Source organism: Brevibacterium pigmentatum (genome assembly GCF_011617465.1).
GTDB classification, from domain to species: Bacteria; Actinomycetota; Actinomycetes; order Actinomycetales; family Brevibacteriaceae; genus Brevibacterium; species Brevibacterium pigmentatum.
The window spans coordinates 791,651-816,684 of sequence record NZ_CP050153.1 but is presented as its reverse complement, the minus strand read 5'-3'; the positions used below and the strand labels follow the sequence as shown (position 1 = coordinate 816,684).

27 protein-coding genes are annotated in these 25,034 nt (G+C 65.7%); 11 read left to right on the top strand and 16 right to left on the bottom strand.

Annotated elements, in window-relative coordinates; translation table 11 throughout:
* Positions 1-238 precede the first annotated feature (238 nt).
* Positions 239-2,899, top strand: coding sequence for an ExeM/NucH family extracellular endonuclease (locus GUY30_RS03550; protein WP_167194137.1), 2,661 nt, complete (start codon positions 239-241; stop codon positions 2,897-2,899).
* A gap of 3 nt (positions 2,900-2,902) precedes the next feature.
* Here the strand turns inward: GUY30_RS03550 and GUY30_RS03545 are convergent, their stop codons facing one another.
* Genes GUY30_RS03545 through GUY30_RS03535 form a run of 3 tightly spaced genes read right to left on the bottom strand, consistent with a single transcriptional unit; the run spans position 2,903 to position 6,887 of the window.
* Positions 2,903-4,069: a PrpF domain-containing protein gene (locus GUY30_RS03545; protein WP_167194136.1), complete on the bottom strand. Its 1,167-nt coding sequence runs from the start codon at positions 4,067-4,069 to the stop codon at positions 2,903-2,905.
* Positions 4,070-4,120: 51 nt separating this feature from the next.
* Positions 4,121-5,401, bottom strand: coding sequence for an MFS transporter (locus GUY30_RS03540; protein ID WP_167194134.1), 1,281 nt, complete (start codon positions 5,399-5,401; stop codon positions 4,121-4,123).
* A gap of 28 nt (positions 5,402-5,429) precedes the next feature.
* Entirely contained in the window at positions 5,430-6,887 is a 1,458-nt protein-coding gene (locus tag GUY30_RS03535) for a benzaldehyde dehydrogenase (protein ID WP_167194132.1), read from the bottom strand.
* Between the two features lie 184 nt (positions 6,888-7,071).
* Between GUY30_RS03535 and GUY30_RS03530 the strand changes: the two genes are divergently transcribed.
* Positions 7,072-7,842, top strand: coding sequence for an IclR family transcriptional regulator (locus tag GUY30_RS03530; protein ID WP_167194130.1), 771 nt, complete (start codon positions 7,072-7,074; stop codon positions 7,840-7,842).
* 16 nt (positions 7,843-7,858) lie between these two features.
* On the opposite strand, the gene GUY30_RS03525 is transcribed toward GUY30_RS03530, so the two are convergent.
* Both GUY30_RS03525 and GUY30_RS03520 read right to left on the bottom strand, forming a co-directional pair.
* Positions 7,859-8,245, bottom strand: a complete 387-nt coding sequence (locus GUY30_RS03525) for a DUF1304 domain-containing protein (RefSeq protein ID WP_167194128.1) — start codon at positions 8,243-8,245, stop codon at positions 7,859-7,861.
* On the bottom strand, positions 8,242-8,505 hold the full coding sequence (locus GUY30_RS03520; protein ID WP_167194125.1) for a DUF2277 domain-containing protein: 264 nt from the start codon (positions 8,503-8,505) through the stop codon (positions 8,242-8,244). The genes GUY30_RS03525 and GUY30_RS03520 overlap by 4 nt, the downstream gene beginning before the upstream one ends.
* Before the next feature lie 81 nt (positions 8,506-8,586).
* On the opposite strand from GUY30_RS03520, the gene GUY30_RS03515 reads away from it, so the two are divergent.
* Positions 8,587-9,318, top strand: a complete 732-nt coding sequence (locus GUY30_RS03515) for a GTP pyrophosphokinase (protein WP_167194123.1) — start codon at positions 8,587-8,589, stop codon at positions 9,316-9,318.
* Here GUY30_RS03515 and GUY30_RS03510 read toward each other — a convergent pair.
* Positions 9,299-9,877: a dihydrofolate reductase family protein gene (locus GUY30_RS03510; RefSeq protein ID WP_167194121.1), complete on the bottom strand. Its 579-nt coding sequence runs from the start codon at positions 9,875-9,877 to the stop codon at positions 9,299-9,301. The two genes, GUY30_RS03515 and GUY30_RS03510, sit on opposite strands and share 20 nt — an antisense overlap.
* A 198-nt stretch (positions 9,878-10,075) precedes the next feature.
* Here GUY30_RS03510 and GUY30_RS03505 point away from each other — a divergent pair, with 198 nt between their 5' ends.
* The gene (locus tag GUY30_RS03505; protein ID WP_167194120.1) at positions 10,076-10,834 is read left to right on the top strand and encodes an SDR family NAD(P)-dependent oxidoreductase; all 759 of its coding nucleotides are present in this window, start codon (positions 10,076-10,078) and stop codon (positions 10,832-10,834) included.
* A gap of 36 nt (positions 10,835-10,870) precedes the next feature.
* Here GUY30_RS03505 and GUY30_RS03500 read toward each other — a convergent pair whose 3' ends face one another.
* Together GUY30_RS03500 and GUY30_RS03495 are read right to left on the bottom strand one after the other, a co-directional pair.
* A complete protein-coding gene (locus tag GUY30_RS03500) occupies positions 10,871-12,379 on the bottom strand; it encodes a multicopper oxidase family protein (RefSeq protein ID WP_167194117.1) in 1,509 nt (502 codons plus the stop codon).
* Positions 12,376-12,780, bottom strand: coding sequence for a DUF4175 domain-containing protein (locus tag GUY30_RS03495; RefSeq protein WP_167194115.1), 405 nt, complete (start codon positions 12,778-12,780; stop codon positions 12,376-12,378). The genes GUY30_RS03500 and GUY30_RS03495 overlap by 4 nt, the downstream gene beginning before the upstream one ends.
* Before the next feature lie 152 nt (positions 12,781-12,932).
* Here GUY30_RS03495 and GUY30_RS03490 point away from each other — a divergent pair, with 152 nt between their 5' ends.
* From GUY30_RS03490 to GUY30_RS03480, 3 genes are all read left to right on the top strand, one after another.
* Positions 12,933-14,111 carry a histidine kinase gene (locus tag GUY30_RS03490; RefSeq protein ID WP_167194113.1) on the top strand — a complete coding sequence of 393 codons (1,179 nt, stop codon included), beginning with the start codon at positions 12,933-12,935 and terminating at the stop codon, positions 14,109-14,111.
* Complete coding sequence (locus GUY30_RS03485) at positions 14,108-14,788, top strand: response regulator (protein ID WP_167194111.1); 681 nt, start codon at positions 14,108-14,110, stop codon at positions 14,786-14,788. Before GUY30_RS03490 ends, GUY30_RS03485 begins: the two co-directional genes overlap by 4 nt.
* A gap of 121 nt (positions 14,789-14,909) precedes the next feature.
* Positions 14,910-15,161 carry a hypothetical protein gene (locus GUY30_RS03480; protein WP_167194109.1) on the top strand — a complete coding sequence of 84 codons (252 nt, stop codon included), beginning with the start codon at positions 14,910-14,912 and terminating at the stop codon, positions 15,159-15,161.
* An 18-nt stretch (positions 15,162-15,179) separates the two neighbouring features.
* Here the strand turns inward: GUY30_RS03480 and GUY30_RS03475 are convergent, their stop codons facing one another.
* The 8 genes from GUY30_RS03475 to GUY30_RS03440 all read right to left on the bottom strand — a co-directional run bounded on the left by GUY30_RS03475 (position 15,180) and on the right by GUY30_RS03440 (position 20,712).
* Entirely contained in the window at positions 15,180-15,533 is a 354-nt protein-coding gene (locus GUY30_RS03475) for a VOC family protein (RefSeq protein WP_139469231.1), read from the bottom strand.
* Between the two features lie 4 nt (positions 15,534-15,537).
* On the bottom strand, positions 15,538-16,071 hold the full coding sequence (locus GUY30_RS03470; RefSeq protein ID WP_167194107.1) for an O-acetyl-ADP-ribose deacetylase: 534 nt from the start codon (positions 16,069-16,071) through the stop codon (positions 15,538-15,540).
* A gap of 91 nt (positions 16,072-16,162) precedes the next feature.
* Positions 16,163-16,387, bottom strand: a complete 225-nt coding sequence (locus tag GUY30_RS03465; RefSeq protein ID WP_039207979.1) for a sulfurtransferase TusA family protein — start codon at positions 16,385-16,387, stop codon at positions 16,163-16,165.
* Positions 16,384-17,439, bottom strand: a complete 1,056-nt coding sequence (locus tag GUY30_RS03460; protein ID WP_167194105.1) for a YeeE/YedE family protein — start codon at positions 17,437-17,439, stop codon at positions 16,384-16,386. The genes GUY30_RS03465 and GUY30_RS03460 overlap by 4 nt, the downstream gene beginning before the upstream one ends.
* A 90-nt stretch (positions 17,440-17,529) precedes the next feature.
* Positions 17,530-18,078 (bottom strand): hypothetical protein, encoded by a 549-nt coding sequence (locus GUY30_RS03455; protein ID WP_167194103.1) that lies wholly within the window; start codon positions 18,076-18,078, stop codon positions 17,530-17,532.
* A complete protein-coding gene (locus GUY30_RS17745; protein ID WP_208091480.1) occupies positions 18,075-19,370 on the bottom strand; it encodes a signal peptidase I in 1,296 nt (431 codons plus the stop codon). The genes GUY30_RS03455 and GUY30_RS17745 overlap by 4 nt, the downstream gene beginning before the upstream one ends.
* 2 nt (positions 19,371-19,372) lie before the next feature.
* Positions 19,373-20,089, bottom strand: coding sequence for a SipW-dependent-type signal peptide-containing protein (locus GUY30_RS03445; protein ID WP_167194101.1), 717 nt, complete (start codon positions 20,087-20,089; stop codon positions 19,373-19,375).
* 17 nt (positions 20,090-20,106) lie between these two features.
* A complete protein-coding gene (locus GUY30_RS03440) occupies positions 20,107-20,712 on the bottom strand; it encodes a SipW-dependent-type signal peptide-containing protein (RefSeq protein WP_167194099.1) in 606 nt (201 codons plus the stop codon).
* Positions 20,713-20,990: 278 nt separating this feature from the next.
* On the opposite strand from GUY30_RS03440, the gene GUY30_RS03435 reads away from it, so the two are divergent.
* From GUY30_RS03435 to GUY30_RS03420, 4 genes are read left to right on the top strand one after another with little or no spacing between them, the layout of a single operon-like run.
* Entirely contained in the window at positions 20,991-22,175 is a 1,185-nt protein-coding gene (locus GUY30_RS03435) for a 4-hydroxybenzoate 3-monooxygenase (RefSeq protein ID WP_208091479.1), read from the top strand.
* Between the two features lie 48 nt (positions 22,176-22,223).
* Positions 22,224-23,048, top strand: a complete 825-nt coding sequence (gene pcaH / locus GUY30_RS03430) for a protocatechuate 3,4-dioxygenase subunit beta (protein ID WP_101554269.1) — start codon at positions 22,224-22,226, stop codon at positions 23,046-23,048.
* A complete protein-coding gene (pcaG, locus tag GUY30_RS03425; protein WP_167194095.1) occupies positions 23,041-23,625 on the top strand; it encodes a protocatechuate 3,4-dioxygenase subunit alpha in 585 nt (194 codons plus the stop codon). The genes pcaH and pcaG overlap by 8 nt, the downstream gene beginning before the upstream one ends.
* Positions 23,626-23,631: 6 nt before the next feature.
* Entirely contained in the window at positions 23,632-25,002 is a 1,371-nt protein-coding gene (locus GUY30_RS03420) for a lyase family protein (RefSeq protein WP_167194093.1), read from the top strand.
* Positions 25,003-25,034: the final 32 nt, after the last annotated feature.

The following is a 25,034-nucleotide window of genomic DNA, read 5'->3' as shown; positions in this document are numbered from 1 at the left end:
CTACCTGACGGCGGCCCAGCAACCTCGCGCGAGGTTGCTGGGCCGCCGTCAGGTAGTTCTGGGGCAGGGCGGGTTGTGTAGGATGAGTGCCACCCGTGGCACTCAGTGGACTGTTCGACTGTTCACAAGTTGTTCACATCTTCGCCGCTGTCGTCGATGAGTGAGCCGCTAGGGTGCAAGGGACTGCGCACGTGATCGTCACGATGTGCACAGCCGCTCATCCGCCCGAAAGGCTCCCATGAAAGTCACGACCACTCTCTCTTCCGCCGCGACGCTCAGCCTCGTTGCGGGCCTGGCTCTCCCCCTCGCACCGGTAGCCGCAACAGACGCCGCCGCAGACGGCGACATCCACATCTCCGAAATCGCCTACACCTCCTCGACCGACTTCATCGAAGTCGCCGCCGACCCCGGCACCGACATCTCCGGGTGGACCTTCGGTTCGGTGACACGCGGCGGCAGCGTCCAGGCGCAGGAGAACACCGTCACCGTGCCCGAGGACACGACGGTCGGCGATTCCGGTGCCGTCGCGATCGACGTGTCGATCACGAACTCCGTCAAGGCCGGTTCGGCCGCCGACGGCGAGTACGGCTCGAGCGCCTTCGTCATCGACGATGACGGCGAGCTGGTCGACTTCCAGCAGATCGGCGGCGTCGTCGACGGCAAGGGCGTCACCGGCACGAAGAACACCTTCACCCCCGCACCCGTCATCGGCCAGGAAGCCGAACCGACCGGTGCGACTGCCGCCGGCGGCCAGTCGATCCAGCTCACCGGCGACGCATGGAAGTCGGCAGCCCCCACCCCGAACGCCCTGCCAGACAGCAGCGACGACGGAGACGACGGCGAAACTCCCGATGGCGTCACGCCGATCGCCGACATCCAGGGCACGGGCGACGCCAGCCCCTTCCAAGGCAAGACCGTGACCACCCGCGGTGTCGTCACCGCCGCCTACCCCGAGGGCGGGCTGAACGGCTACTACATCCAGACCCCGGGCACCGGCGAAGCTGACCGTGCCGACGGCGCAGCGTCCGACGGCATCTTCGTCTACTCCCCCGACACCGTCGCCGATATCAGCATCGACGACCACGTCGAGGTCACCGGCACCGTATCCGAACACTACGGTCAGACCCAGATCTCCGTATCCGCGTCCGGTGTCGAAACGGTCGACGAACCCGCCGAGGCGGTCAAACCCGTCGAAGACGCCTTTCCTGCCGGAGATGAGAAGCGCGAATCCCTCGAAGGCATGCTCCTGCAGCCCAGCGAATCGCTGACCGTGGCCGACAACTACAACACGAATACGTACGGCGAGGTCGTCCTCGCCATCGGTGAGGGCACGCTCGACCAACCCACCGACGTTCACCGCCCCGGCACCCCCGAGGCAAAGGCTCTGGAAGCCGAGAACCTCGACCGTGAGGTCGTCCTCGACGACGGCGCCACCGTGAACTTCCTCAAGGCCGACAAGGACATCCCCCTGCCCTACCTCAGCAAGAAGGACCCGGTCCGCGTCGGTGCGCAGGCGAGCTTCACCTCCCCCGTCGTGCTCGGCTTCGATCACGAGAAGTGGCGATTCCAGCCGACGACCCGTCTGACCGGGGACAACGCCGAGGCGGTCCAGCCGACCACCTTCACCGACACTCGCACCGAGGCCCCCGAAGCCGTCGGCGGGCAGGTCAGCCTCGCCAGCTTCAACGTCCTCAACTACTTCACCACCACCGGTGACCAGCTCTCTGGCTGCCAGTACTACGACGACCGCGAGGGCAACCACATCACCGTCCGCGGCGGCTGCGATGCCCGCGGTGCCGCGAATGCGGAGAGTCTCAAGCGTCAGGAGACGAAGTTCGTCACCGCGATCAACAAGCTCGACGCCTCGGTGGTCTCGCTCATGGAGATCGAGAATTCCGCCGCCTTCGGCAAGGACCGCGACGATGCCCTGGCGACCCTGGTCAAGCGCCTCAACGAGGCCGCCGGAACCGAGAAATGGGACTTCGTCGACTCCCCTGCCGCCGTTCCGTCCGATGAGGATGTCATCCGTACGGCATTGATCTACCAGCCCGCCGAGGTGGCCCCGCAGAACGAATCCACGATCCTCGACGATCAGGATGCGTTCTCCAATGCCCGCGAGCCCCTGTCCCAGGCGTTCGCCCCGAAGGACGGTACCGGTGAGATCGAAAAGGACAAGACCTTCGTGACGATCTCCAACCACTTCAAGTCCAAGGGCTCCGGTTCAGGTCCGGGCAACGAGGACTCCGGCGACGGTCAGGGCGCGTCGAACGCCGACCGCGTGAAGCAGGCCGAAGCGCTCGTCGGGTTCGCCGGTGACCAGCAGGAGGCAACGAACAGCGACCTGGTCTACCTCCTCGGCGATTTCAATTCCTATACTCAGGAAGACCCGATGCAGGTTTTCTACGAGGCCGGGTACAAGGACATCGCGGCGGAGAAGACAGACGAATCCACGTATGTCTATGGTTCGCGCACCGGCAGCCTCGACCACGTCCTCGCCCTCGACGCCTCGGACGAAGCCGACGGTGCAGGCACGGGCGCGACAGCCTTCGACTCCGTCACCGGGGCCGATGTCTGGAACATCAACTCGGTCGAGTCTCTGGCGCTCGAATACAGCCGCTTCAACTACAACGTCAGCGACCTCTTCGCTCCGGACCAGTTCCGGGCTTCCGATCATGATCCGGTCGTCGTCGGCCTCTTCGACTCCTCAGATGAAGGCGGGGACGACGACGCCGGAGCAGACGCCGGGAATGACGCGGACGCTGACGGCTCGAGCGACCACCCCGGCGGAAAGAACGCGGGGAAGAACGGCGGCAAGAACGGCAACCATTGGGGCAGCCGCGACGGTGATCACCCGGGAGGCAAGAACGCCGGGAAGAATGGTCGCCACAACGGCTGGTGACACCTAGTCGGTGACGGCCATCTGCCCCCGCATGAGCACGCGTGCCGTGCGGAAGAGTGAGGTGGCCGCCACTGTGTCTCCGTCGAAGACGGCACCGGCCGTGACGACGCCCGAAGGGGTGGCCAGCCGCACTTCCGGCCCGACTTCTTTGTCTTCGTCCCCGGTGTCGGATCCTGGCCGGGAGCGTCCGACGATGCGGTTGATGATCGTGTCCGGGATCTGCGCGGCCGCGGCCAGGCACATGGCTCCGGTTCCGGGCACGGCTTTGTGCGTCTGACCCATGGAGATCATCCGCACGGGCAGGTCGGCCTCCTCGGCGGCCAGGGTCGTTCCGTCGAGCAGTCGGGTGGGTGATGGGGCGGTGACCACGGCGACCTTCGGCACGACGTCCGGTGCCTCCTCCGGTGACTCACACAGACCCATCCGCACGGCGGCGTTGCGGCGCAGGTCCGCGATCGTGCCCATCGCGTGCTTGTTCGCGTCGATCTCCTCCGGAGATTCGGTGCCCTTGAGTCCGATCGCAGCGCCCGGGACGATGACGACGGGCAGGGTGGCGTCGACGAGGCTGACGTCGAACTTCGCCCCACCGGCGGTGATGGACTCGGCTGCCTTTCCCGTCGGCAGGAGTCCGGCGGTGCGGCTGCCGGCCGGGTCGGGGTAGATGAGTTCGACCGGTGCGCCTGTTCCGCTGACTCCGGGCAGCACCAGATCGCCGGTAACGTCAGCCTGTCCGTCGATGACGCCCAGTCCCACGTCGACGAGTTTCTGCGTGTTCGTATTGAACAGCCGGAAGACATGCCATCCATCGGCTGCGGAGATCAGCCCGGCCGACAGGGCGAAGGGCACGACCCCGGACGACAGATTCCCGCAGTTGCCGGAGTAGTCGACGGCCGCCTCGGTGACGGAGACCTGACCGAACGTGTAGTCGAGGTCGACCCCGTCCCTCGCCGAGGCGGCCACGACGACGATCTTGGACAGAGAAGAGATTCCCCCGCCCATTCCGTCGAGCTGGCGGCCGAACGGATCGGGCGAGCCCATCGCCTGGCAGAAGATCGTGTCCCACTCCGCCGTGTCCCCGCCCGCGTTCAGCGACGGCAGCGCGGATTCGCTGAAGAACAGTCCCTTGCTTGTGCCGCCGCGAACGAACGTGGCATCGACCCACCGAGTCATGCTTTCAGCGTAGCGAACCCCACTGACGCCGCTTCACCGAAGCCGGCGGTCTCAGCGCACCGACTTCGGCACGATCGCCATGGCAGCGAACCCGAGCACGGCGACGACAGCGAAGAGATAGAAGCCCCACGGATAGGCGATGCCCGCGGTGACGAGGGCGCCGGTGATGAACGGACCGACGATGGCACCGATCCGCCCGATGCCCGAAGCCATGCCCAGCGCGGTGCCGCGGGCCTGAGCCGGGTAGATGGCCGAGACGAAGGCGTAGACGAGCACCTGGGCGGAGAAGACGAAGACTCCGGTGATGAATACCGCGATGTTGAGCAGCACCTGGCTGGTCATCGGAATCGACAGTGCGGCGAGGAAGATGGCTGCGAGGACGAACCACATGAGCACGATCTTCTTCGTCCCGTGCTTGTCGGCCAGCCAGCCGGCCAGGACGAGTCCGACGACCGCGCCGATGTTCATGACGAAGAGCATGACCAGCGAATCCGAGACCTCGTAGCCGGCGTCGGCCATGATCTTCGGCAGCCAGGTGTTGAGTCCGTAGACCAACAGGAGTCCCATGAAGCTCGCTGCCCACACACCGATGGTCACCAGGGCCAGCTTGCCCTCGAAGAGCCCGGCCATTCCTGTCTTCGCCTGTGTGTCGACGGTGCCGGACGGATCGGCAGCGTCGGCGTCCACCGCCTGCGCGGCAGCGGGGTTGCGTTTGAGTTCCTGAGCGATGAGGAAGACCTCGGATTCGGGCAGCTTCCAGATCAGGAGGGGCACCATGACGAGGCCGGCAATTCCGCCGGCGAGGAAGAGCAGGTGCCAGTTGTGGGAGTAGGCGACGGCGAGCAGGGAGATCGCGACGGCGCCGGCGTGGTAGCCGGTCATCGTCAGCGTCGTGGCTTTTCCGGTCTTACCCGACTTGTTGTATTCGCTGATGTAGGCGAGCGCGCTGGGCATCACGGCGCCGAGGAACAGCCCGGCGATGAATCGGAAGGTGGTGAACAGTGCGACGTTCGGAGCGAACGCGACGAGCAGGGTGAAGACGCTGAAGCCGATGACGCAGCCGATGATCGCCCACCGCCGTCCGATCCGGTCGACGACGGGACCGACGGATACGGCGCCGAGGCCGACGCCGACGAGGCTGAGCGTGGCCACCATCGTGGCCGCCTCGGGGGTGAATCCGAGAGCCTCGGTGGCCAGCAGCTCGGGGATGACCGCGCCGAGGACGACGAGGTCGAAGCCCTCCAAAGCGACAGCCAGCCAGCACAGGACGGCCGGCCAGCGGCCCGCCGAGGCGGAACCGGTGGTGGATGCGGATGGGGTGGTTGCGGACATCGGTGTCTCCGGGGTGTTGTCGTGCAGGTCAGAACGGGTAGGGCGCGATGGACGAGCGCATCGTCACCCATTGGGTTTCGGTGAAGGCTTCGATATTGGCCTCAGCCCCGCCGAAACGGGATCCGTTGCCGGAGTCCTTCATGCCACCGAAGGGGACGTTGGCCTCATCGGAGACGGTCTGTTCGTTGATGTGGACCTTCCCGGTGTCGACGAGATCGGCCAGGTCCATGGCCATACCCACATCGCCGAGGATGCCCAAGGAGAGACCGTATTCGCTCGCGTTGACCATCTCGGCGGCTTCTTCGAGGGTGGAGAAGCGGGCCACCGGGGCGACGGGTCCGAAGATCTCCTGTGCCCAGGCGGGGTTCGAGGGGCTGAGGTCGGTGAGCACCGTAGGTGGGACGAAGGCACCTTCGCCCGGCCCTCCGGCGACGAGCGTGGCACCGTCGGCGGTGGCTTTGTCGAGGATGTCGCGGACGTGGGTGCGCTGTTTCTCGTCGATGATCGGTCCGATTGCGACCTCCTCGGTGGCGGGATTGCCCACCGGCAGATTGCGGGCGCGTTCGGCCAGCTGTTCGACATAGTCGTCGTAGACGGATTCGTGGACGAGGTGGCGGCCGGTCGTCATGCAGATCTGGCCTTGGTGCATCCACGATCCGAAGGCCCCCGCCGAGGTGGCCGGACCGACCTCGGCTCCGGGAAGGACGACGAGCGCATTGTTTCCACCGAGTTCGAGGTGGCAGCGCTTGAGGAGGCGACCGGCGGCTTCACCGACCTTGCGTCCGGCCGCTGTGGAGCCGGTGAACGAGATGACGGAGACCTCGGGTGCGGCGACGACGGCTTCACCGGCGTCGAGACCGCCGGGCAGGACCTGGAGCAGTCCTTCGGGCAGTCCCGCCTCGGCGAAGACCTTCGCGATCGCCACTCCGGCGCACACGGCGGTGCGAGGGTCCGGCTTGAGCAGGACCGCGTTGCCCAACGCCAGGGCCGGGGCGACGGAGCGGATGGCGAGGATGAGGGGGAAGTTGAACGGGGCGATGACGGAGACGACCCCGGCGGGCACGCGGCGGGCGAAGGACCAGCGGGGTTCGTTCGAGGTGAGCACCTGCCCCTTGGGGTGGCTGGGCAGGGCGGCGGATTCGTAGCAGATGGCTTCGGCGGAGGAGATTTCGAGTGCGGCCTTCGCAGGGATGGAGCCGGCTTCGCGGATGATCCATCCGGCGAGCTCATCGGCGTGTTCGGCCCACAGGGCACCGGCGCGGCGCAGCACTGCGGCCCTTTCGGCCGGAGTGGTCTTCGCCCATTCCTTCTGTGCAGCGACGGCTCGCGTGGCGGCGGTGTTCACGTCGTCGGCGCTGGCGGCACCGAGGCGGCCGAGGGTCTCACCGGTGGCCGGTTCGATGACGTCGTAGGTCTCTCCGGAGCCGGCGGTCCAGGTGCCGGTGAAGATCTTCTCGTGCCAGTCGGTTCCCAGGAAATCAGTCATTGTCTGTCCTCACTTCTTTGTCGGGGCGGGTCAGGTCTGTGGTTCCGTGCAACGAGCCGATCTACGGGCACAGTCAACGAAGGACTGTGGTGCACCTCTCGTCAGAGTAGTGACCCGCACCACCCGAAGCCACAGCGCTCCCATTCATTGAGAATTTCGATGGAGAGCCGCTAGAATCCGAGGCATGGCGAACTCTCCTTCCGGCGACTCGATGATCGATCGGCTCGTGCGCGTGCTCGCGTCCTTCGACCCGGACCATCAGAGCCTGAGCACAGACGAAATCGCCGAACGCGCCGAACTGCCGAAGTCGACGGCGTACCGACTCATCGGTGAGATGATGCGCCACGATCTGCTCCAACGCGACCCCAATGGGCGCATCCGAATCGGAGTCGGGATGTGGGAGCTGTCGAACCGCGCCTCCGATGCCGTTGGTCTGGCTTCGGTGGCCAGGCCGCACATGATGGGTGTGCACGAGTTCGTCGGTGAGAACACGCAGTTGGGCATCCTGCGGGAACGCGAGGTGCTCATCATCGAGCGCATGTCGGCGCCGAATGCGGTCATCCACCGGTCGAAGACCGCCGGGCGACTGCCAGCTCATGCGTCGTCCTGCGGACTCGTGCTCTTGGCGTATGCGCCCAAACATGTGCGTGAGGCGTATCTGCGGGGGCCGCTGTCTGCCATCACGGAGAAGACGACAACGGATCCTGCGGCTCTGCGCAAGATGTTCACCTCGATCCGGTCTCACCATTTCGCGGAGCTGTCCGGCCATATCGATGAGGGCACGACAGGCATCACGGTTCCTGTCTTCGATGCCGGTGGGGCGGCGATCGCCGGGCTTGGCGTCGTCATCGATTCGGAGCACCGGAAAGGTGTGCCCGCAATCATGCGGGTCCTGCGGACCGCCTCGGCGAGGATCACGCAGGATCTCACGGCCGATCATCGATTCGCCGGCTGAACCGGATCGCCGCGACTCAGATCAGCACTCCGACGATCAGGCAGAGCACACCGAGCAGCGGCAGAGTGCCCTGTTTGATCGCGGAGGCGAGCAGCTCACGGCTTGAGAGCGCGAGCACCAGCGCTGCGGCGACCATCGATCCGGCTCCGACGAAGACGAGGGTGAGACCGACCGCGGCACCGCCTGTGCCGAAGACGATGAGGCCGATGAACACGGCGAGTGCGAGGAAGAGGTTGTAGAAGCCCTGGTTGAAGGCCAGGGACTTCGTCGCCTCGGCCTCGGTCTCGGTGGTGCCGAACGTGGCGCGGGCACGTGGACTCGTCCAGGCGATGGATTCCAGGTAGAAGATGAAGACGTGCAGGGCGGCGGCGAGGCCGGCGAGGACAAGTCCGGCGATCGTCATGCGCGAGCCGCGAATCTGGCTCGCCGCTTCTCCGCTTCCTCCTCTCGATTCTTCGGCGGCGCGTTCGTCACCAGCGCATCGAGGAGGTGCTGGGTGGTGTGGGCGATCTCCTCGACAGCAGCGTCGAAGGCCTCAGCATTGGCCTGCGAGGGCTTCGTCGTGCCGGCGATCTTGCGCACATACTGCAGTGCGGCGGCGTGGACTTCGTCGGAGGGGGCGGCGGGTTCGAAATTATGGAGGGTCCTGATGTTTCTGCACATGCCAAAACGGTACTCCTCGGCACTGACGCAGAACAGATGTTGCGCCGATACACTGAGGCCACAATGGAGATCGGGAGAGAGATGACGCCAGCAGAGACCGCTCTGACACCGCAGCAGATCGAGAGCATCCGTCAGCTGCGCCTGGATTTCTCACAGCTGATCATGCACCACCGCTTCGTCATCGACGAGGTGCTCACGAAGATCTCGATCCTGCGCGAGGAGTCGGTCCACACGCGCAGCTACAACCCGATCGAGCACATCTCGTCTCGCGTGAAGTCGCCGCGGAGCCTGCTGGAGAAGGTCCATCGTCGGGGCCTGCCGCTCGACACCGAGATCATCCGGCGGGAGATCACCGACATCGCGGGCATCCGCATCACCTGCAGCTTCATCGCCGACACCTATCACGTCCTCGAGCTGCTCACCGCGCAGAACGACGTCCGCCTCGTCGAGGTCAAGGACTACATCGCAGATCCGAAGCCCAACGGCTACCGCAGCCTGCACGCGATCCTCGAGGTCCCGGTGTTCCTCCGCAGCGGGCCGACCCCGGTCATCTGCGAGGTGCAGATCCGCACGATCGCGATGGACTTCTGGGCGAGCCTCGAACACAAGATCCACTACAAGTTCGACGGCGACGTTCCCGAACGTCTCGTCGGCGAACTCACCGAGGCGGCCGACGCGGCCAGCGAACTCGACCGGAAGATGGAACGCCTCCACGCCGAGGTCAGGAGCGGTTCACCGGATGTCGATTCCGGTGAGGAGTTCGACGAGGAGGCTCTGCGGATCCTTTGGGACCTCAGTCGGCGGGAGGGCTAGACCTCTTGGGTCGGTACGTCCGGCCGAAGCTGCGAGCGTTCGCCGTATCGATCGTCTCGAGCTCCCAGTCGACTCGCCGTCCGCCGGGAACGTCGAAGATCCGCACTCCGTCGCCGAGGAAGACCGGCGCGACGTAGACCTGGAGTTCGTCGATGAGGTCGACCTCGAGTGCCTGCCGGGCAATATCGGCGCTGATGATCTGGATGTCACGGTCACCGGCAATCTGCTGGGCCTTCTCGACTGCCTCGGTGATGGTGCAGTTCATCGCGGTCACCGAGGCGTCCCCGGCCAATTCCTCGGGACGATGGGTGAGGATGATCTCCGTCCCCGACCAGGCTCCCCCGTAGGCCTCGGACGTCAGCTCATCGCGTTCGTCGGCCTGATCCTTGGCCGCGTCGTAGCCGCGGCGGCCGGAGATGATGACGGCGACCTTCGACGCCATGCCCTCGGTGGTGCCTTCGGCGTTCGGTTCGGACGCCGAGAGCCACGACATGTCGTGGCCCGGCCCGGCGATGTACCCGTCGATCGAACAGGTGAAACCCCATGCCACTCTTCCCATCGCTCCCCCTCGAGCTGCCGCGATCATCAATCTAGTTGCAGATTGCAATCAGTTAACCATTGTTGCCGGCCTCGATCAATGCCCCGTGTGACCGAACAGGCCGACTTACAGCGGAATGTTCTCCGACTCTTCCTCGTTACGCCTGGTGAGGGCCACATCAGCTGGGCTCGAGGATTTTCGAGAAAGAGAGTCACCACCATGGCAGATTTCACGAACAAGGTCGCACTCGTCACCGGAGGCGGATCGGGCCTCGGAGAGGCGATTTCCAAGGACCTCGCCTCCAAGGGCGCGAAGGTCGTCATCACCGACATCAACCTCGAGGCAGCCGAGCGTGTCGCCGGTGAGGTCACCGAGGCCGGAGGCACCGCCTCGGCAATCCAGCAGGACACGTCCTCGAAGGAGGACTCGGAGAAGGTCGTCAAGTTCGCCGTCGACACCTACGGCGGACTCAACTTCGCCGTGAACAACGCGGGCATCGGCGGCAAGCAGGTGCCCGTCGGCGAGACCGACCTCGATTCGTGGGACAAGGTCATCGACGTCAACCTCAACGGCGTCCTCTACGGAATGCGCTTCCAGATCCCGGCAATGCTCGAGAACGGCGCAGCGGAGTCGGCGATCGTCAATATGGCTTCGGTTCACGGAACCGTCGCCGCGATCAACAACGGCGCTTACACCGCCGCCAAGCACGGCGTCGTCGGCATCACGAAGAATGCCGCCGCCGAGTACGGCGCCGAAGGCTTGCGCATCAACGCAGTCGGCCCCGGCTACATCACAACTCCCCTGCTCGAATCGAGCCTGGACGCCGAAACGCTTGAAGGACTCAAGGCCAAGCACCCTCTCGGCCGCCTGGGCACCGCCGATGAAGTTGCAAAGGTCGTATCGTTCCTGCTCTCCGACGACGCTTCGTTCGTCACCGGCGCCTACTACCTCATTGACGGCGGCTACACCGCGGTGTGACCGCTCTGTCGATGGCGCACGAGCACTGCCTCCGCCTCAGTGCTCGTGCCCGGCCCCGTCGTGCCCGGCCGGCACCCCGACTTCTGCCTCCTGACCTCGCTCGATGACGACGAATTGGCCCATCATGCCCTCGTCTTCGTGCAGCAGCATGTGGCAGTGATACATATACGGCATTGTCGGGTCGACGAAGTCCTCGAACCGCATGAGCAGTCGGTAGTCGCGATTCGGCTCGAGGTAGATCGTGTCCTTCCGCCCGCTCATCTCCACCGGCGGCGTCTCCCCATCGACCGAGAGCACCTCGAACTGCACGTCATGAATATGGAAGCTGTGCGGGATCGGCTGCTTGCTGCGCACCTCCCACACCTCGGTGTCACCGACATAGGCCACCTCGTCGATGCGGTTCATGTCCATCCGCTCACCGTTGATCTCACGCTCCTCGAGTACGAACTTCCGTGTCTTGGCTCCCTCGGACTCATCCAAAGCGTCCTCCTCAGCATGCGACGACGGCGACCACGCTGGTTCGGGAGCAGACTTCAACTTCTCGGCCGCACGGAACTCGAGAACGTCGAAGGCATCATGTCCGCCCATCGTCGCCGGCACCGCCACCCCGCCGAGATCGACCTCGGCCGAGCGCATCCGCACCGTCTCACCCGCGGTGAAATCGACGACCACCTCGGCGCGCTCCCCCGGCGCCAACCTCAGCCGATCGACCTCTGCAGGTTCGTCGAGGAGTCCGCCGTCACCGGCGATGAGATCCATCGACCGATCGGGGAATTCGAAGGCGTAGGTCCTCGCCGTCGATCCGTTGAGCAGGCGCAGCCGCACCTTCTCCGATGTCACTTCCTGCACTCCGCCGATCGTGCCGTTGACCATGACGGTGTCGCCGAGCATCCCGGGTTCGGCCCCGTCGTCGCTGAGCTCGAGTTCACCGTCGTCGAAGGACTTGTCCTGGACGACGAGCGGCAGATCGTCGACGCCGTACTCGTCCGGCAGATCCGCCTCGGCGCTGGCATCGTCGTCGAGGATGACCATCCCGGCCAGCCCCTTGTACACGTGGTCCTCGGTCTTCCCGTGCGGATGAGGGTGGTACCACAGGGTCGCGGCCTGCTGGTCGATCGTCCAGTGCGGTTTCCACGTCTGGCCAGGGTCGACCATCTGGTGCGGTCCGCCGTCCATCGTCGCCGGCAGATGCATCCCGTGCCAGTGTACGCTCGTCGGTTCGTCGAGGTCGTTCGCGACGTCGACGGCGATCTTCTCCCCGCGTTCGGCCCGCAGGGTGGGTCCGAGAAATGACCCATTGAATCCCCAGGTCTCCGTCGGTCCGTCCTGACCGGGAAACTCCGTCGCCCCCTTCTCAGCGGTGAGGTCGAAGGTGCGGACTCCGCCATTGACCGCCGATTCCGCCAACGGCGGGATGGCCAGTTCGTTCGTGAACTCGGCCTCCGTCACCGAGGTGGTCGACACTCCGCAGGCAGCCAGCCCGACCGCGACGACCACCGCGACAGCGGCCCCGGCAGCGACCGAGGCGTGCGGGCGCCGTCTCATCGTTGCTCCCGCTTCCCGAGCATCGCCTGGATTCCGTAGGCTGCCAGTCCGGTGAGGGCGCCGATCCCGGCGCCCATTCCGAGGCTCGGGATGAGTGCCATGAACACCGCCAGCCCGCTGCTGATCAGCTCGGTCCCGGCGAGCAGTCCGCCGAATGCGAGGGTGAGGAAGCCGTGCGCCGCGCCGCAGATCGTCAGGGTGAGTACGGGCCGAGCGACGCGGGCGAAGCCGACGGTCCCGATCCACACCGCTCCGGTGAGACCGAGCAGAGTGAGGGCGCGGACGGCACCGTCACCGAGGATGGGCCACAGTCCGGTCAGCGGCCACAGCAGCGCCAGAGAGGACAGACCGACGATGAGCGGCCAGGACAGGGGACGTTTCGAATGTGTTGTCGTATTCATGTCCCCCACTCTTCCGGCCGGCCGGATCTGCCACATCGACGCTGAGGCGTCAGTTCCTCCCGCCCCGAGGCGAGGCTCGAATCGCCTGGAGGCGATTGCCCGATCGACGCCGAACGACTGCGGCGGACGCGTTTGCTCCGTAGTCTTGGACTATGGGTTCGGCAGATGTGAGTGAGACGGGTGAGGAGCGCGAGCGCCTCGAACCGTGGCTGACCGATGCCTCCCTGGCTGTTGCGGTGACCCTGGTGATCTCGCTGGTCATCGCCGCCGATGCCGAGTCCTCCCCGCTGCCCGGCGTCGCCTGGGCGATCGGTTTCGGTGCCCTGATGCTCCTGCGTCGCCGTCTGCCGCTGACCGTTCTGGCCGTGACCGTGTTCGGGATCTTCGCCTACTACGCTCTGAATCTGCCGCCGATCGGCATGGTCCTGCCCGCGGTCGGTGCCCTCTACTCGACTGCCGAGCTGCGGCGCACCTCGTTGGCGGTGCTCGGTGCTGCGGTCTTGATTGCCGTGTCGACGTTCTACCGGTTCGATGACCTCGATCCGCGCGCCCAACTGACCGGGTACGGCTTCGTCACCGAACTTGCCCTGGCAGCCGCCGCGATCGCCCTGGGGTCCGTGGTCCGTTTGGTCCGGGAGACCCGTACGCAGTCGGCGCGCATCGCCGCCCTCACCACTGCCGAGGAGTCCCGAGCCGCCGAGGCGCGGATGCACTCCGAACGAGTGCGCATCGCCCGCGACCTCCACGACACGATCGGCCATACCCTGTCCGTGGCTTCCCTGCACACCTCAGTGGCGGCCGAGGCCGTGGACCCGGACGACCGCGCGGCCGCACTCGAACGGGTGCGCGGTGCCGCCTCGGAGGCACTGCGGGAACTGCGTCGCACGGTCAAGGTCCTCCGCGAGGAGTCCGCGGGTGCGACCGCCCTGGGACCTGCCTCGGCGCTGGGGTTTGCTTCGATCTCCTCCGTCATCGAGTCGGCCCGAGCCGCCGGCCTCGACGTCACGGTCGACCTCGATGTCGATCCGGCACGGCTGCCGCGAGCCGTCGATGCGGCGGCATTTCGGATCGTCCAGGAGTCGGTGACGAACGTGCTCCGCCATTCCGAGGCGAGCGCAGCCCGCATCTCCGGGCAGGTGCACGGCGACGAGCTCATCGTGCGCATCCACGACGACGGTCACGGCGGGGCCGCGGACACGGCCGCCGGTGCCGGCATCCGCGGGATGTCGGAACGGGCGGGACTGCTCGGGGGTCGCCTCGGTGCTGGACCGAACGGTGAAGGATTTGAAGTGATCGCGCATCTGCCGATCGAGGTTGAGGAGAACGAATGACCGAGACGACTCGCGTCGTCATCGTCGACGATCAGGAGCTGGTCCGAGCGGGTCTGCGACCTCTGGCCGAACGCGACGGAGACATTTCGGTCATCGCCGAGGCGGCGGACGGGAGGTCAGGGCTGTCGCATGTGCGGGAGCTGCGCCCCGATGTCGTGCTCATGGATATCCGCATGCCCGTGATGGACGGGATCGAGGCGACGCGCGCCATCGTCGACGATGGCGCGTTGAACGGGGTCAGGGTGCTCATTCTCACCACCTTCGACGAGGACGAGAACGTCTTCGCCGCCATCCGCGCCGGTGCTGCAGGCTACCTGCTCAAGGACGTCTCTCCCGACGATCTGCGCGCTGCGATCCGCACGGTAGCCGCCGGTGATGCCCTGTTGTCTCCATCTGTCACCGCCGCGGTCATGCGGGTCGTCGCGGAGGGACATTCACCCGATCCGGACGGGCGTGGGCTCGATCAGCTGACTGAACGGGAGGTCGAGGTCCTCAGCGGAATCGGGCGCGGGCTGACCAATGACGAGATCGCTGCCGAACTCTTCCTCAGCCCCGCCACGGCTCGCACCTATGTCAGTCGTCTGCTCACTCGTCTCGATGCCCGGGACCGCGCTGCGCTGATCGTGCTCGCCTATGAGACGGGGCTGGTTCGGCCGGGCGGTGCTTCACGCGGGTGATCGTCGGCTGCTCCCATCGAACGTCCTCAGATCCCCCAGTGCACACTCTGCTTGCAGGCGTAGCGTGGCAGGCACAGCCCAAATGGTTTGGACCGTGGACGAAAACATCAGGTGATCGACCATGAGCACGACACAGACCTATCAGTATCCGAAGCCCCTGGCGGTGGTTCTCGGCAAGAGGGCGGCGCTGTTCCTCTTCATCGGCGTCCTCGGTTTCCTCCTCGTCAAGATCGTCGGTCCGGTTCTGCAGACCGGCCCCGAATATGTCGTTGAGGCCGCCGTCTCCGGAATTCCGCTGCTCATCGCCGCCGGGTGTGCCGTCAGCGCACTGGCGCTGGTGGTCGTACACAGAGTGCGGCACAGGGCAGCGTGAACACTGCCCCGCGTGGGTTCACTCCGGATGCGCGACGATATTGAACACGTTGCCGTCGGGTGCGCGGACGAAGAACCGCCGTACTCCCCATTCCTCGTGGGTGAGCGGGTGGACGATCTCGATGCCCTGCTGCTGGGCTTCGGCAAAGGCAATGTCGACGTCCTCGACGAGCACCGAAGCCACGGGATTCGTCTGCCCGGTCTCATCGTCGGTGAGCACCTGCACGCTGGCACCGGTGCCCGGTGAGGTGAAGCGTGCGACCCACCCGAGATTGAATTCCTCGCTGCTCAGCCCGAGGAAGCCTGCATAGAACTCCCGCGCCGCGTCGAGGTCGTCGACCGCGATATCCGGAATGACCCTGTTGACCTTCATGACCTCACCACTGATCGTGGTCGAAGACCTGGCAGAACAAGCTGGTCATCTGATCGCTGAAGAGAACGAACTGGACGTCGTCGATCGATTCCCAGCGCCCGCGCGATCGTCCGTCGACGATGACGGAGTGAGCCGCCTCGGCGACATCTCTGGGCGACCAGCCGTAGACTCCGCCGCCGATGGCGGGGAACGCGATCGAGGAGGCTCCGACCTCCTCGGCGAGGTTGAGACTCGACTCGAAACAGGACTCGAGGATCTCCGGGTCGGCCTCCCCCGCGTTCCGATTCGGTCCGACCGTGTGGATGACCCAGCGGGCAGGCAGATTCCCCGCCGAGGTGGCCACGGCCTGACCCGGCGGCAGACCGCGCACATGGGTGGTCCGCCTGACCTCGCGGCAGGCTTCGAGGAGCGCGGGACCGGCCGCGCGGTGGATGGCTCCGTCGACTCCGCCGCCACCGAGCAGCGACGAATTCGCGGCGTTGACGATCGCGTCGACGGCCACCTCGGTGATATCGCCTTCGAGAACCGTGATCTTCATGCCTCGAGTCTAGACATCGGCACTGACAATGCACATCGGCCGGCGCAGCTTTGCAGCTGCGCCGGCCGATGTGGTTGGCATCTCCTGCGATTCAGGCCTTCTGGACGGTGATGGTCCAGCTGGCGTCGGTGACCCGGTCGAAGTGGGTGACGGGGTAGCCGTTCTCGGCGGCCCACTGCGGGATCGCCTCGGTGGCCTGGGTGCAGTCGAAGTTGATGACGAGTTCGTCACCGGCTTCCAGTCCGGTCATCGCGTCCTTGGCTTCGACGAGGGGGAAGGGGCAGACCTGGCCGTCGGTTTCGAGTACTTGCTTCATACGGTCCTGCTTTCCGCCGCGGGCGCTGTGGCCTGCGACTTCTTCGGTTTGATGGAGACCTTGGCGGCGATTCCGGAGCCGACGATCATGAAGACCATCGACACCCAGCCCTGGTATTCGAACTGCGCGGTCGAGACCATCGCGTTGCCGACGGTGCAGCCGCCGGCGATGGCCGCGCCGACGCCCATGCCGATGCCGCCGATGATCGACTTGATGATCGTGCCCTTGTCTGGCACGCGCACCCGGAACTCACCGGAGGCCTTGGCGGCGATGAAGGAACCGACGAGGATGCCGATGACGAGCATGACGCCCCAGTCGATGAGCTGCGTGTCACCCGTGGTGAGGTATCCGGCGAGGTTCGCCGAGGGGGTGGTGATACCCAGACCGGAGTTGCGGCCCGTAGCGGCCGACAGCGGCCAGGCGATCGTGGCGATGATGCCGATGACCACGGCCGTGGCGAAGGGGTTCCAGCGCTTCTCGGTGAGCAGGTGCGCCAGACCGGTTTTGCGAGGCGGCAGGGTGGCCATCGGGGCCTTGAGTTTCCGCTTGTGGTGGACGGTCAGCCAAATCGCCACGGCGGAGATGACGGCGACGAAGACCCAGGGGCTGATGCCGGTGCTCGCCTGCAGACTGCCGTTGTCCAGGGTGATCCCGCGAATGCCTTCGGTGAAGCCGGCGAGCGGGCCGAGCTTCATGACAGCGGAGAAGAGCGCGTAGAAGATGAGGGCGAACCAACTGCCGACGAGTCCCTCACCGGCACGGTAGTAGGTGCCCGTCGCGCAGCCTCCGGCGTAGACCATGGCCCAGCCGAAGATCAGTCCGCCGACGATCGAGGCCAGCCATGGGAACGGCGTCGCCTCGAGGGTGATGACTCCGAAGTTGTTGAGCAGGAACAGGCCGATGGAATGCACGGCGATGAGCACGATGAGGGCGGAGAACCACCGCGTGTTCCCTGTCAGGGTGAGGTCGCGGAAGGCTCCGGTCACGCAGAAACGTCCCCGCTGGAAGACGAATCCGAGGACGAGGCCGACGACGAGTCCGGTGATGATCATTGAGCTGCTTTCTGTACACGGCAGGTTCGCGGACGAACACAACAGTGGCCTATTTTGCTCAACAATCGCGAGCGAGTCAACCGGAGTGGGTCAGGAAGTGAGGTTACGGCAGTTGCCGCCGATTCCCGCCAGCAGGCCTGCATTGCTCGCCACAGCGGCGGTCTCCGACTGCCAACCGCTCTCGTGTTCGACGACGAAGGCGATCTCCAGCTCACTCCCCAGACCCAGCAGTCCGCCTAAGAGGTTGGTAGGCACGTCCGTCGTATAGGTGCCGTCGCCATTCGCCGTGGAGTTCCCGCTCAAGCTGAACCCGGTCAACGGAGCCAGTACCGATCCGAGTCCGCTCGTCGACGCTTTCACGACGATGTCGTCGAGCTGATAGCCGTCGGGCAGCTTCCAGAAGATCCGGACGCGAGCACCCAGGCCGAGCAGGCCGGGACGGAATTGGCAGTCTTGGGTCAGTCCGGGCGCAGGAACCTTCGCTGCGATCAGTTCCCCGTGGCTCTCCTTTGTGTCATTCCACCCGGCAAGTGTGCCGTTGACCGCGGCTGGGCCGGCGACGAGGGCGAGCAATGCGACGACTGCGAGGAACAGCCGGGCCTTCTTCCACGAGAATCGCGATGAGGCTCTGCCCGTCATGACACCCTCGCTTTCCTGGTTCGCGACACGATCGCAGCTCCGGTGACGACGAGCAGGAACGCCGCGAGAAGAATCCACTGCCAGCCGTCGATACCGGTCCACGGCAATTCACCGCCACCATCGGCAGCCGAGTCAGCACCGCCATCAGAATCAGCATCGCCCGGCTCCCCCGGATCTCCGGGCCCCGTCGACACCTCATCGCCGAGGCCTTCGGCGAGCACGCTCACACCTACCGTGGCACCGGCAACTGCACGAGGGTCGGCGTCGGCGGCGAGCGTCGCCGTCACCTCGATGCGGCGAGTGTCGCCGCTGTCCATGTCCATCAGTTCGAGTCCACCGTTCGCGGCGGGCTCCAAATCGCTGAGCGGCACTCCTCGTGCCAGCAGTTCTGAACCGCTTGGGCACGGTGCTTCCGCCTCGGTCATCGCGCATTCGCGCACATCGATCGTCAGTGAATCCGCCAAGGCCTCGACACCGGCTCCCGACCCGATCGAGACCGTCACGTCTCCCGGCTCCGGAGCATCGGCCCACACATCGACCGTCCATGTCGCCGATGCCCCGGGGCTGAGGCTGCGCATCTTCTCGACATCACCGAAATCTCGCATCCGCAGAATATCCCCTACCGACGCGGCCACGGCACGGTCCGCACCTACCGTGAGGGCATCCTCGGCGATCGATGCTCCCGGCACAACCTGACCTCCGAGAGCCACAGCCAACACCACAGGCAGCGCGATGGCATGCCGCGGTGACTGCGCATGAGGACGGGCCGCCTCGGCGAGGTTGTCGCCTTCTTCTCGCCGCGGCCAGAAGGCCCACACGACGAGGAGACTGGCCGCGATCGTGATGCCGCCGAGCAGGAACGGATTACGCCACTGCTGGAGGATCGGGGCGACCCCGGGCACGGAGAACATCACCGTCCGCACCGTCTCGGCGGTGTACGGGTCGGGATCCTTCTCTGCGTTCGCGTCGCCCTTCATCTCGAAGGTCACGGCACCGGCGGATTCGTCGATGCTCCGTATTTCGGTGACACGGTGAGTCACCGGCAGGACCTTCTCACCGCGATCGACGGTGACGATGTCACCGACTTCCATGTCCTCGGCGGGGATCTCGCGGACGAGTGAGGCCGATCCGGCGGTGATCGTCGGGCTCATCGACCCGGTCTTGAACATGATGATCGAGACGTTGAAGACGAAGCTGAGAATGACGAACACGATGCAGACCACGCCGAGGACGGCGAGGATATTGAGCACGGCTTCGCCCAGCCGCGCACCGACATTCCGCTTTACCGCCATCGTCAGTTCTCCGGCGCGACGGATTCGACATCGAAGGTCCACGTATGCGAGGCAGCCAGACCCTGCGCATCGGACGAGGCATCACTCGGGAGGCTCACTTCGAAGCAGTAGGCCTGGATCGAACCGCCGACCGCCTCGAGGGTCGGTTCATTCCCGCTGGTGATCGGCGACTTCAACCCGACGGTGCCCGATGCCCCACCGAACGCGTACGTCGCCGAGGCGGTGAAGTCTCCGGCGCCGCATGTGAACCCTCCGACCGCCTCAGGAGTGAGCGTTCGGGTCACGGCCCGGTACACCAGAGCATTCGCCATGGCGTTCGGAGACCCGATTCCATTGCCCTTGACGGTGAGGTCGCCCCCGATGGTCGTGTCCGGACTGGTCCGCACGAAGACGGGAGCGTAGACCTTCGACCCTGGAAACATCGGAGCCGTATCGAAGGTCATCTCATTGGTGCTGGTCCACTCGCCGTCGATCGAGAGTTCGATGTCGAACGTGCCGGCGTTGAATGACCCGTCGGCGGTTTCGCTGTCTGTCCACGCGGCGACCGTGGCCGTCGCACCTACGCCGAAGACGAGCCCGCCGGCCAGGAGCGCCTTGATGCGCCGTTTGCGCAGAGCTGCCCGCCGTTGCCGAATCTGCCGTCGACCATCCGGGCGGGTGTCGTCGCACACCCGCCCGGACGAGAAGAGACGACGCAGAGACGAGAGGTGAAAACGCATGGATCAGTTCAGCGTGATCAGTCTGCCGAGGTGGCGGTGAACTGCCACTGCGCGGTGGTGTTCTGCCCCTGTTCGAGGCTGTCACCAACAGTGACCTTGAAGCACAGACTGACCGGGTCACCGGTCGCAGTGCCTGCGCCCGCGGAGAGGTCGAAGTCGGCAGCTCCGGTGATCGAGTCCAAAGCTGTTCCCGCCGGCACGACCGAGGTGCCCGTCGCGGCGGCCGAGCACTCACCCGCCGAGGCGACCTGAACGATCTCGTAGGTGAGCGCCGAGGCGTTGTCCCCACCTCCTGCAGCCGAGGTGAGAGCGACGGTCGCGTCGTACGTCGTCGGGCCGTCCAGACGGAGGACGAAGGGTGCTGCCACGGTATCGCCGGGTGACATGTTGTCCCCGCCGTTGAGGTCGAAAGTCAGCGCAGCGGCGCCGCCTTCGCTCTCGTGGTCCGTGAACGTGGTTCCGTCCGTGCTGCCCTGAACATTGAACGAACCGGCGCCGAAGACGCCTTCGGCCCATTCGTCGTCGGTCCAGGCCGCCAGCGTCACGGCAGCGCCGACGCCGAGGACGATGCCACCGGCGAGGATGGCTTTGAATTTGCGCGAACGCGTCCTGGTTGTCGTCACAATGACTCCTCTACTGCGGCGCACGGGCGCCAAGGTCACAAAGAAATGAAATGGGGAATGACTTCAGTGTGGCTGCTGTATTACTTTAAAGATACTTTTAGACACCACTTCTGTGATCTGTTATTGAATGGTTATCAAGACCTCACCCAACCGCCCTCATGGTCACCCGTGCCACCGTGCCGGCCGAACCGCCCCTCTCCCATTCATTGAGAACGTCGTCGCCTCGCGTCCGTGACTGGGCGCACACTGTTGAGAAGAGAGAAGGCAAGGAGGCCAAGGTGGCACAACTTCAGACAGACGTCGCGATCGTCGGAGCCGGACCCGCGGGGCTCATGCTCGCGCACCTGATGCACAATGCAGGACTCGAATCCGTCGTCATCGACAACCGCAGCCGCGACGACATCGCCCACACCCACCGTGCCGGCATCCTCGAAGCAGGATCGGTGCGCATGCTCGAAGCCGCAGGCGTCGAATCCCGCGTCCACACGGACGGGCACCGCCACGACGGCATCGACATCCGAGTCAACGGCGCTTCGAACCACTTCGACTTCCCCGAACTCGTCGGCGAATCCGTCTGGCTCTACCCCCAGAACGAGATCTTCGTCGATCTCGCCGCCGCCCGTGAGCGGACCGGCCGTCCCACCTATTATTCGGTCACGGACACCCGCCTCGGCGATATCGAAACCGAAAGCCCGTGGGTCACCGCCACCACTGAGGACGGCGACGAGCTGCGCGTCGACGCCCGCTACGTCGTCGGCGCCGACGGCTCCCGCGGACCATGCCGTTCGATGATCCCCGACGACACCCGGCAGCGCTTCTTCCACGAGTACCCGTTCGCCTGGTTCGGCATCCTCTGCGAGGCCCCGCCCAGCCACGAAGTCCTCATCTACTCCCGCTCCGAACGCGGCTTCGCGCTCATCTCCCAGCGCAGCGCGAACGTCCAACGGATGTACTTCCAGGCCTCGCCCGACACCGATGTCGCCGACTGGTCCGACGATCGGATCTGGACCGAGCTCCAGTCCCGTGTCGACGGCCCCGACGGCTTCGAGCTCAAGACGGGACCGATCTTCGACAAGACCCTGCTGCCCTTCCGCTCGGCCGTGACCGAGCCGATGCAGCACGGGTCGATGTTCCTTGCAGGCGACAGCGCTCACACGGTCCCGCCGACCGGCGCGAAGGGTCTCAACCTCGCCTTCGCCGACGTCGCGGTGCTCGCACCCGCTCTCATCACGGCGCTCAAGGACTCCGACGCCGAGGCGCTGGCCGGCTATTCGCAGACCGCGACCAAACGCGTCTGGAAGGCCCAGAACTTCTCGTACCAGATGACACGGATGCTCCACACCGACCCGACTCAGGATGCCTTCGAAACGAAGCGCAGCCTCGGCGAGCTCCGGTCCATCCTCGAATCAGACCACGGTCGCCGCTACCTGGCCGAGTGCTATACCGGCTGGCCTCACGGCTGAGCCGCCACGACCCCACCACGACCTCAACGCAAGCAGAAAGGTTCGACGATGAGTGCACAGCAGAACTCGGACGCCGAAGATCAGACCGTGAAAGGTCCCGACGACGCCGCCGAATCTCAGGCGACGCTGTCCGCCGAGATCGACGGCATCGAAGCGCAGTACAAGCAGGACGTCGCGGGCGGCAGGAAGCCCGAGACCCAGCCGCGGCTGGACTACCGGCCCTACCGGTCATCGATCCTGCGTCACCCGACGAAGGACCCCCGCCACACCGACCCGGAGACCATCGAGCTCTTCTCGCCCGCCTTCGGACACCGGGACATCGGCACCCTCGAATCAGATCTGACCATCCAGGCAGACGGCGAACCCATCGGCGAGCGCATCCGCGTCACCGGTCGGGTCCTCGACGGGGAAGGACGTCCCGTGCGCAACCAACTCGTCGAGATCTGGCAGGCGAACTCGGCCGGACGCTATATCCACAAACGCGACCAGCACCCGGCCCCGATCGACCCGAACTTCACCGGCGTCGGCCGCACCCTGACCGGCGACGACGGCTCCTACTCGTTCACGACGATCAAACCGGGCCCCTACCCGTGGAAGAACCACCACAACGCCTGGCGACCGGCCCACATCCACTTCTCGCTCTTCGGATCCGAGTTCACACAGCGGATGATCACCCAGATGTACTTCCCCGGGGATCCGCTCTTCGCCCTCGACCCGATCTACCAGTCGATCACCGACCAAAAAGCGCGCGACCGCCTCGTGGCGACCTATGACCACAACATCACCGAGCACGAATTCCTCATGGGCTTTAACTGGGACATCGTGCTCACCGGCGCCAACCGGACCTGGATGGAAGAAGAGGACGATGACTGACACCCCCACGACCCCTGATCTCACGCCGACCCCGGGCCAGACCGTCGGCCCGTTCTACGGCTACGCGCTGCCCTTCGAACACGACAATGAGCTCGTCCCGCCCGGCTCGGCTCGCGCCGTGCAGCTGACAGGAACCGTGTACGACGGGGCCGGCGACCCGGTCCCCGATGCCATTCTCGAGATCTGGCAGCCCGATGAGCACGGCACTGTCCCCCGCGTGACGGGATCGCTGCGCCGCAACGGCTTCACCTTCACCGGCTTCGGCCGCGCCGCCGTCGACCCGGAAGGCGAGTTCAGCTTCTCCACGGTCAACCCAGGCCCCACCGAGGTGGGCAAGGCACCCTGCATCAGCGTCGTCATCTTCGCCCGCGGGCTGCTCAACCGTCTCTTCACCCGCATCTACCTGCCCGAGGACACCGCGGCCTTGGCTGCCGACCCGCTCCTGTCCTCGCTCGACGAAGACGAGCGCTCCCGCCTCATCGCCACTCGCGGGGCTGACGGATCGCTGCACTTCGACATACGGTTGCAGGGTGAGGAGGAAACCCCCTTCCTCCGTTTCCCCGGCCACGAGGACTGAAGCGACATGACCGACACCGCCCACACCCGGTTCCTCTTCGCCCCCGGCGATCTGCGCGGATCCGAAGCCGTCGACGACGCCGCGTTCATCACTGCGATCGGCCAAGTCGAGACCGCTTGGATCGTCGCGCAGGGACGGGTGGGGCTGGTGTCGTCGGAGATCCGCGCCGAGGTGGCCGCCGCCATCGATGCCACGATCCGCACGCTCACGGACGATCACACCGAGCTCGAGTCCCTGGGTGAGGCCGCCGAATCCGGCGGCAACCCGCTCATCCCGTTTCTCGCCCGCGTCCGCTCCCGGCTCTCCCCCGAGGCCTCGCGATGCCTGCACCGGGGACTGACCAGCCAAGATGTCATCGATACGGCGATCGGGCTGCTCGTCTCCCGCGTCGTGCGGCAGATGCAGGCGCGCCTCGAAGTCATCGGCGCCTCCCTCGTCGAACTCTCCGACGCTCACGCGAGGACCCTGTGCCTGGCCCGCACTCTCACGCAGCCGGCGCTGCCGACGACCTTCGGACTCAAGGCCGCAGCCTGGGCCGCCGAGGTCAATGAAGTCCAGGGGCAGGCGCCCTACGTCGACTATGTGCAGGTCGGCGGGGCCGCCGGCACCCGTGCCGCGATCCGCTGGTTCGCCGGCGACTCCACCGAATCCCTGCTGCGCGAATTCCACGTGCAGATGGTCGGACCCGACGCGGCGCTCACCCAGATCCCCGTTCCCTGGCACACCGATCGCGTCCGCATCCTGTCCTGGGGTTCCCACCTCGCCCAATGCGTCACCGTAGGCGCCTCCATCGCCCGCGACGTCCTCATCGGCGTGCGCCCCGAGGTCGGCGAGCTGTCCCTGGCCTCGACCGGCGGATCTTCGACGATGCCGCACAAGTCGAATCCCACCTCGGCGGTGCTGCTCCACCGCAACGGAATGCGCGTCCCCGGATCGCTGTCCACCCTGACCACGGCCGCCGCCGAAGCCGTCGAAGAACGCTCCGACGGTGCCTGGCATGCCGAGTGGCCGGCCTTGTCCGAGCTCATGACCCTGGCGATCTCCTCGCTGATCATGCTCGACGAGATGATCGCGGGCCTGCGGGTCAACGCCGAGGCCATGCGCGCGAACCTCGACGCCGCCTCCCCCGGGATCTATGGGGAGAAGCTCGGCATCGTCTTCGGCGATCGGATCGACAAAGACACCCGCGCAGCCATCATCGCCCCCGGCTCCGACCCTGTCGCAGCACTTCGCGCGGAGATCGGCGACGAGGATGGAATCGAGGAATTCTTCACCCCCGAGTCCTACCTCGGTGAGGCCGAGGACATCCGCCGCACCATCCTGGCGACCATCGATAACTCCGGACCGCAGGAGATCGACCTGCCGTCCTTCGACTGAGACCCGTTTTTTCGACTTGTGAACCGACCGAA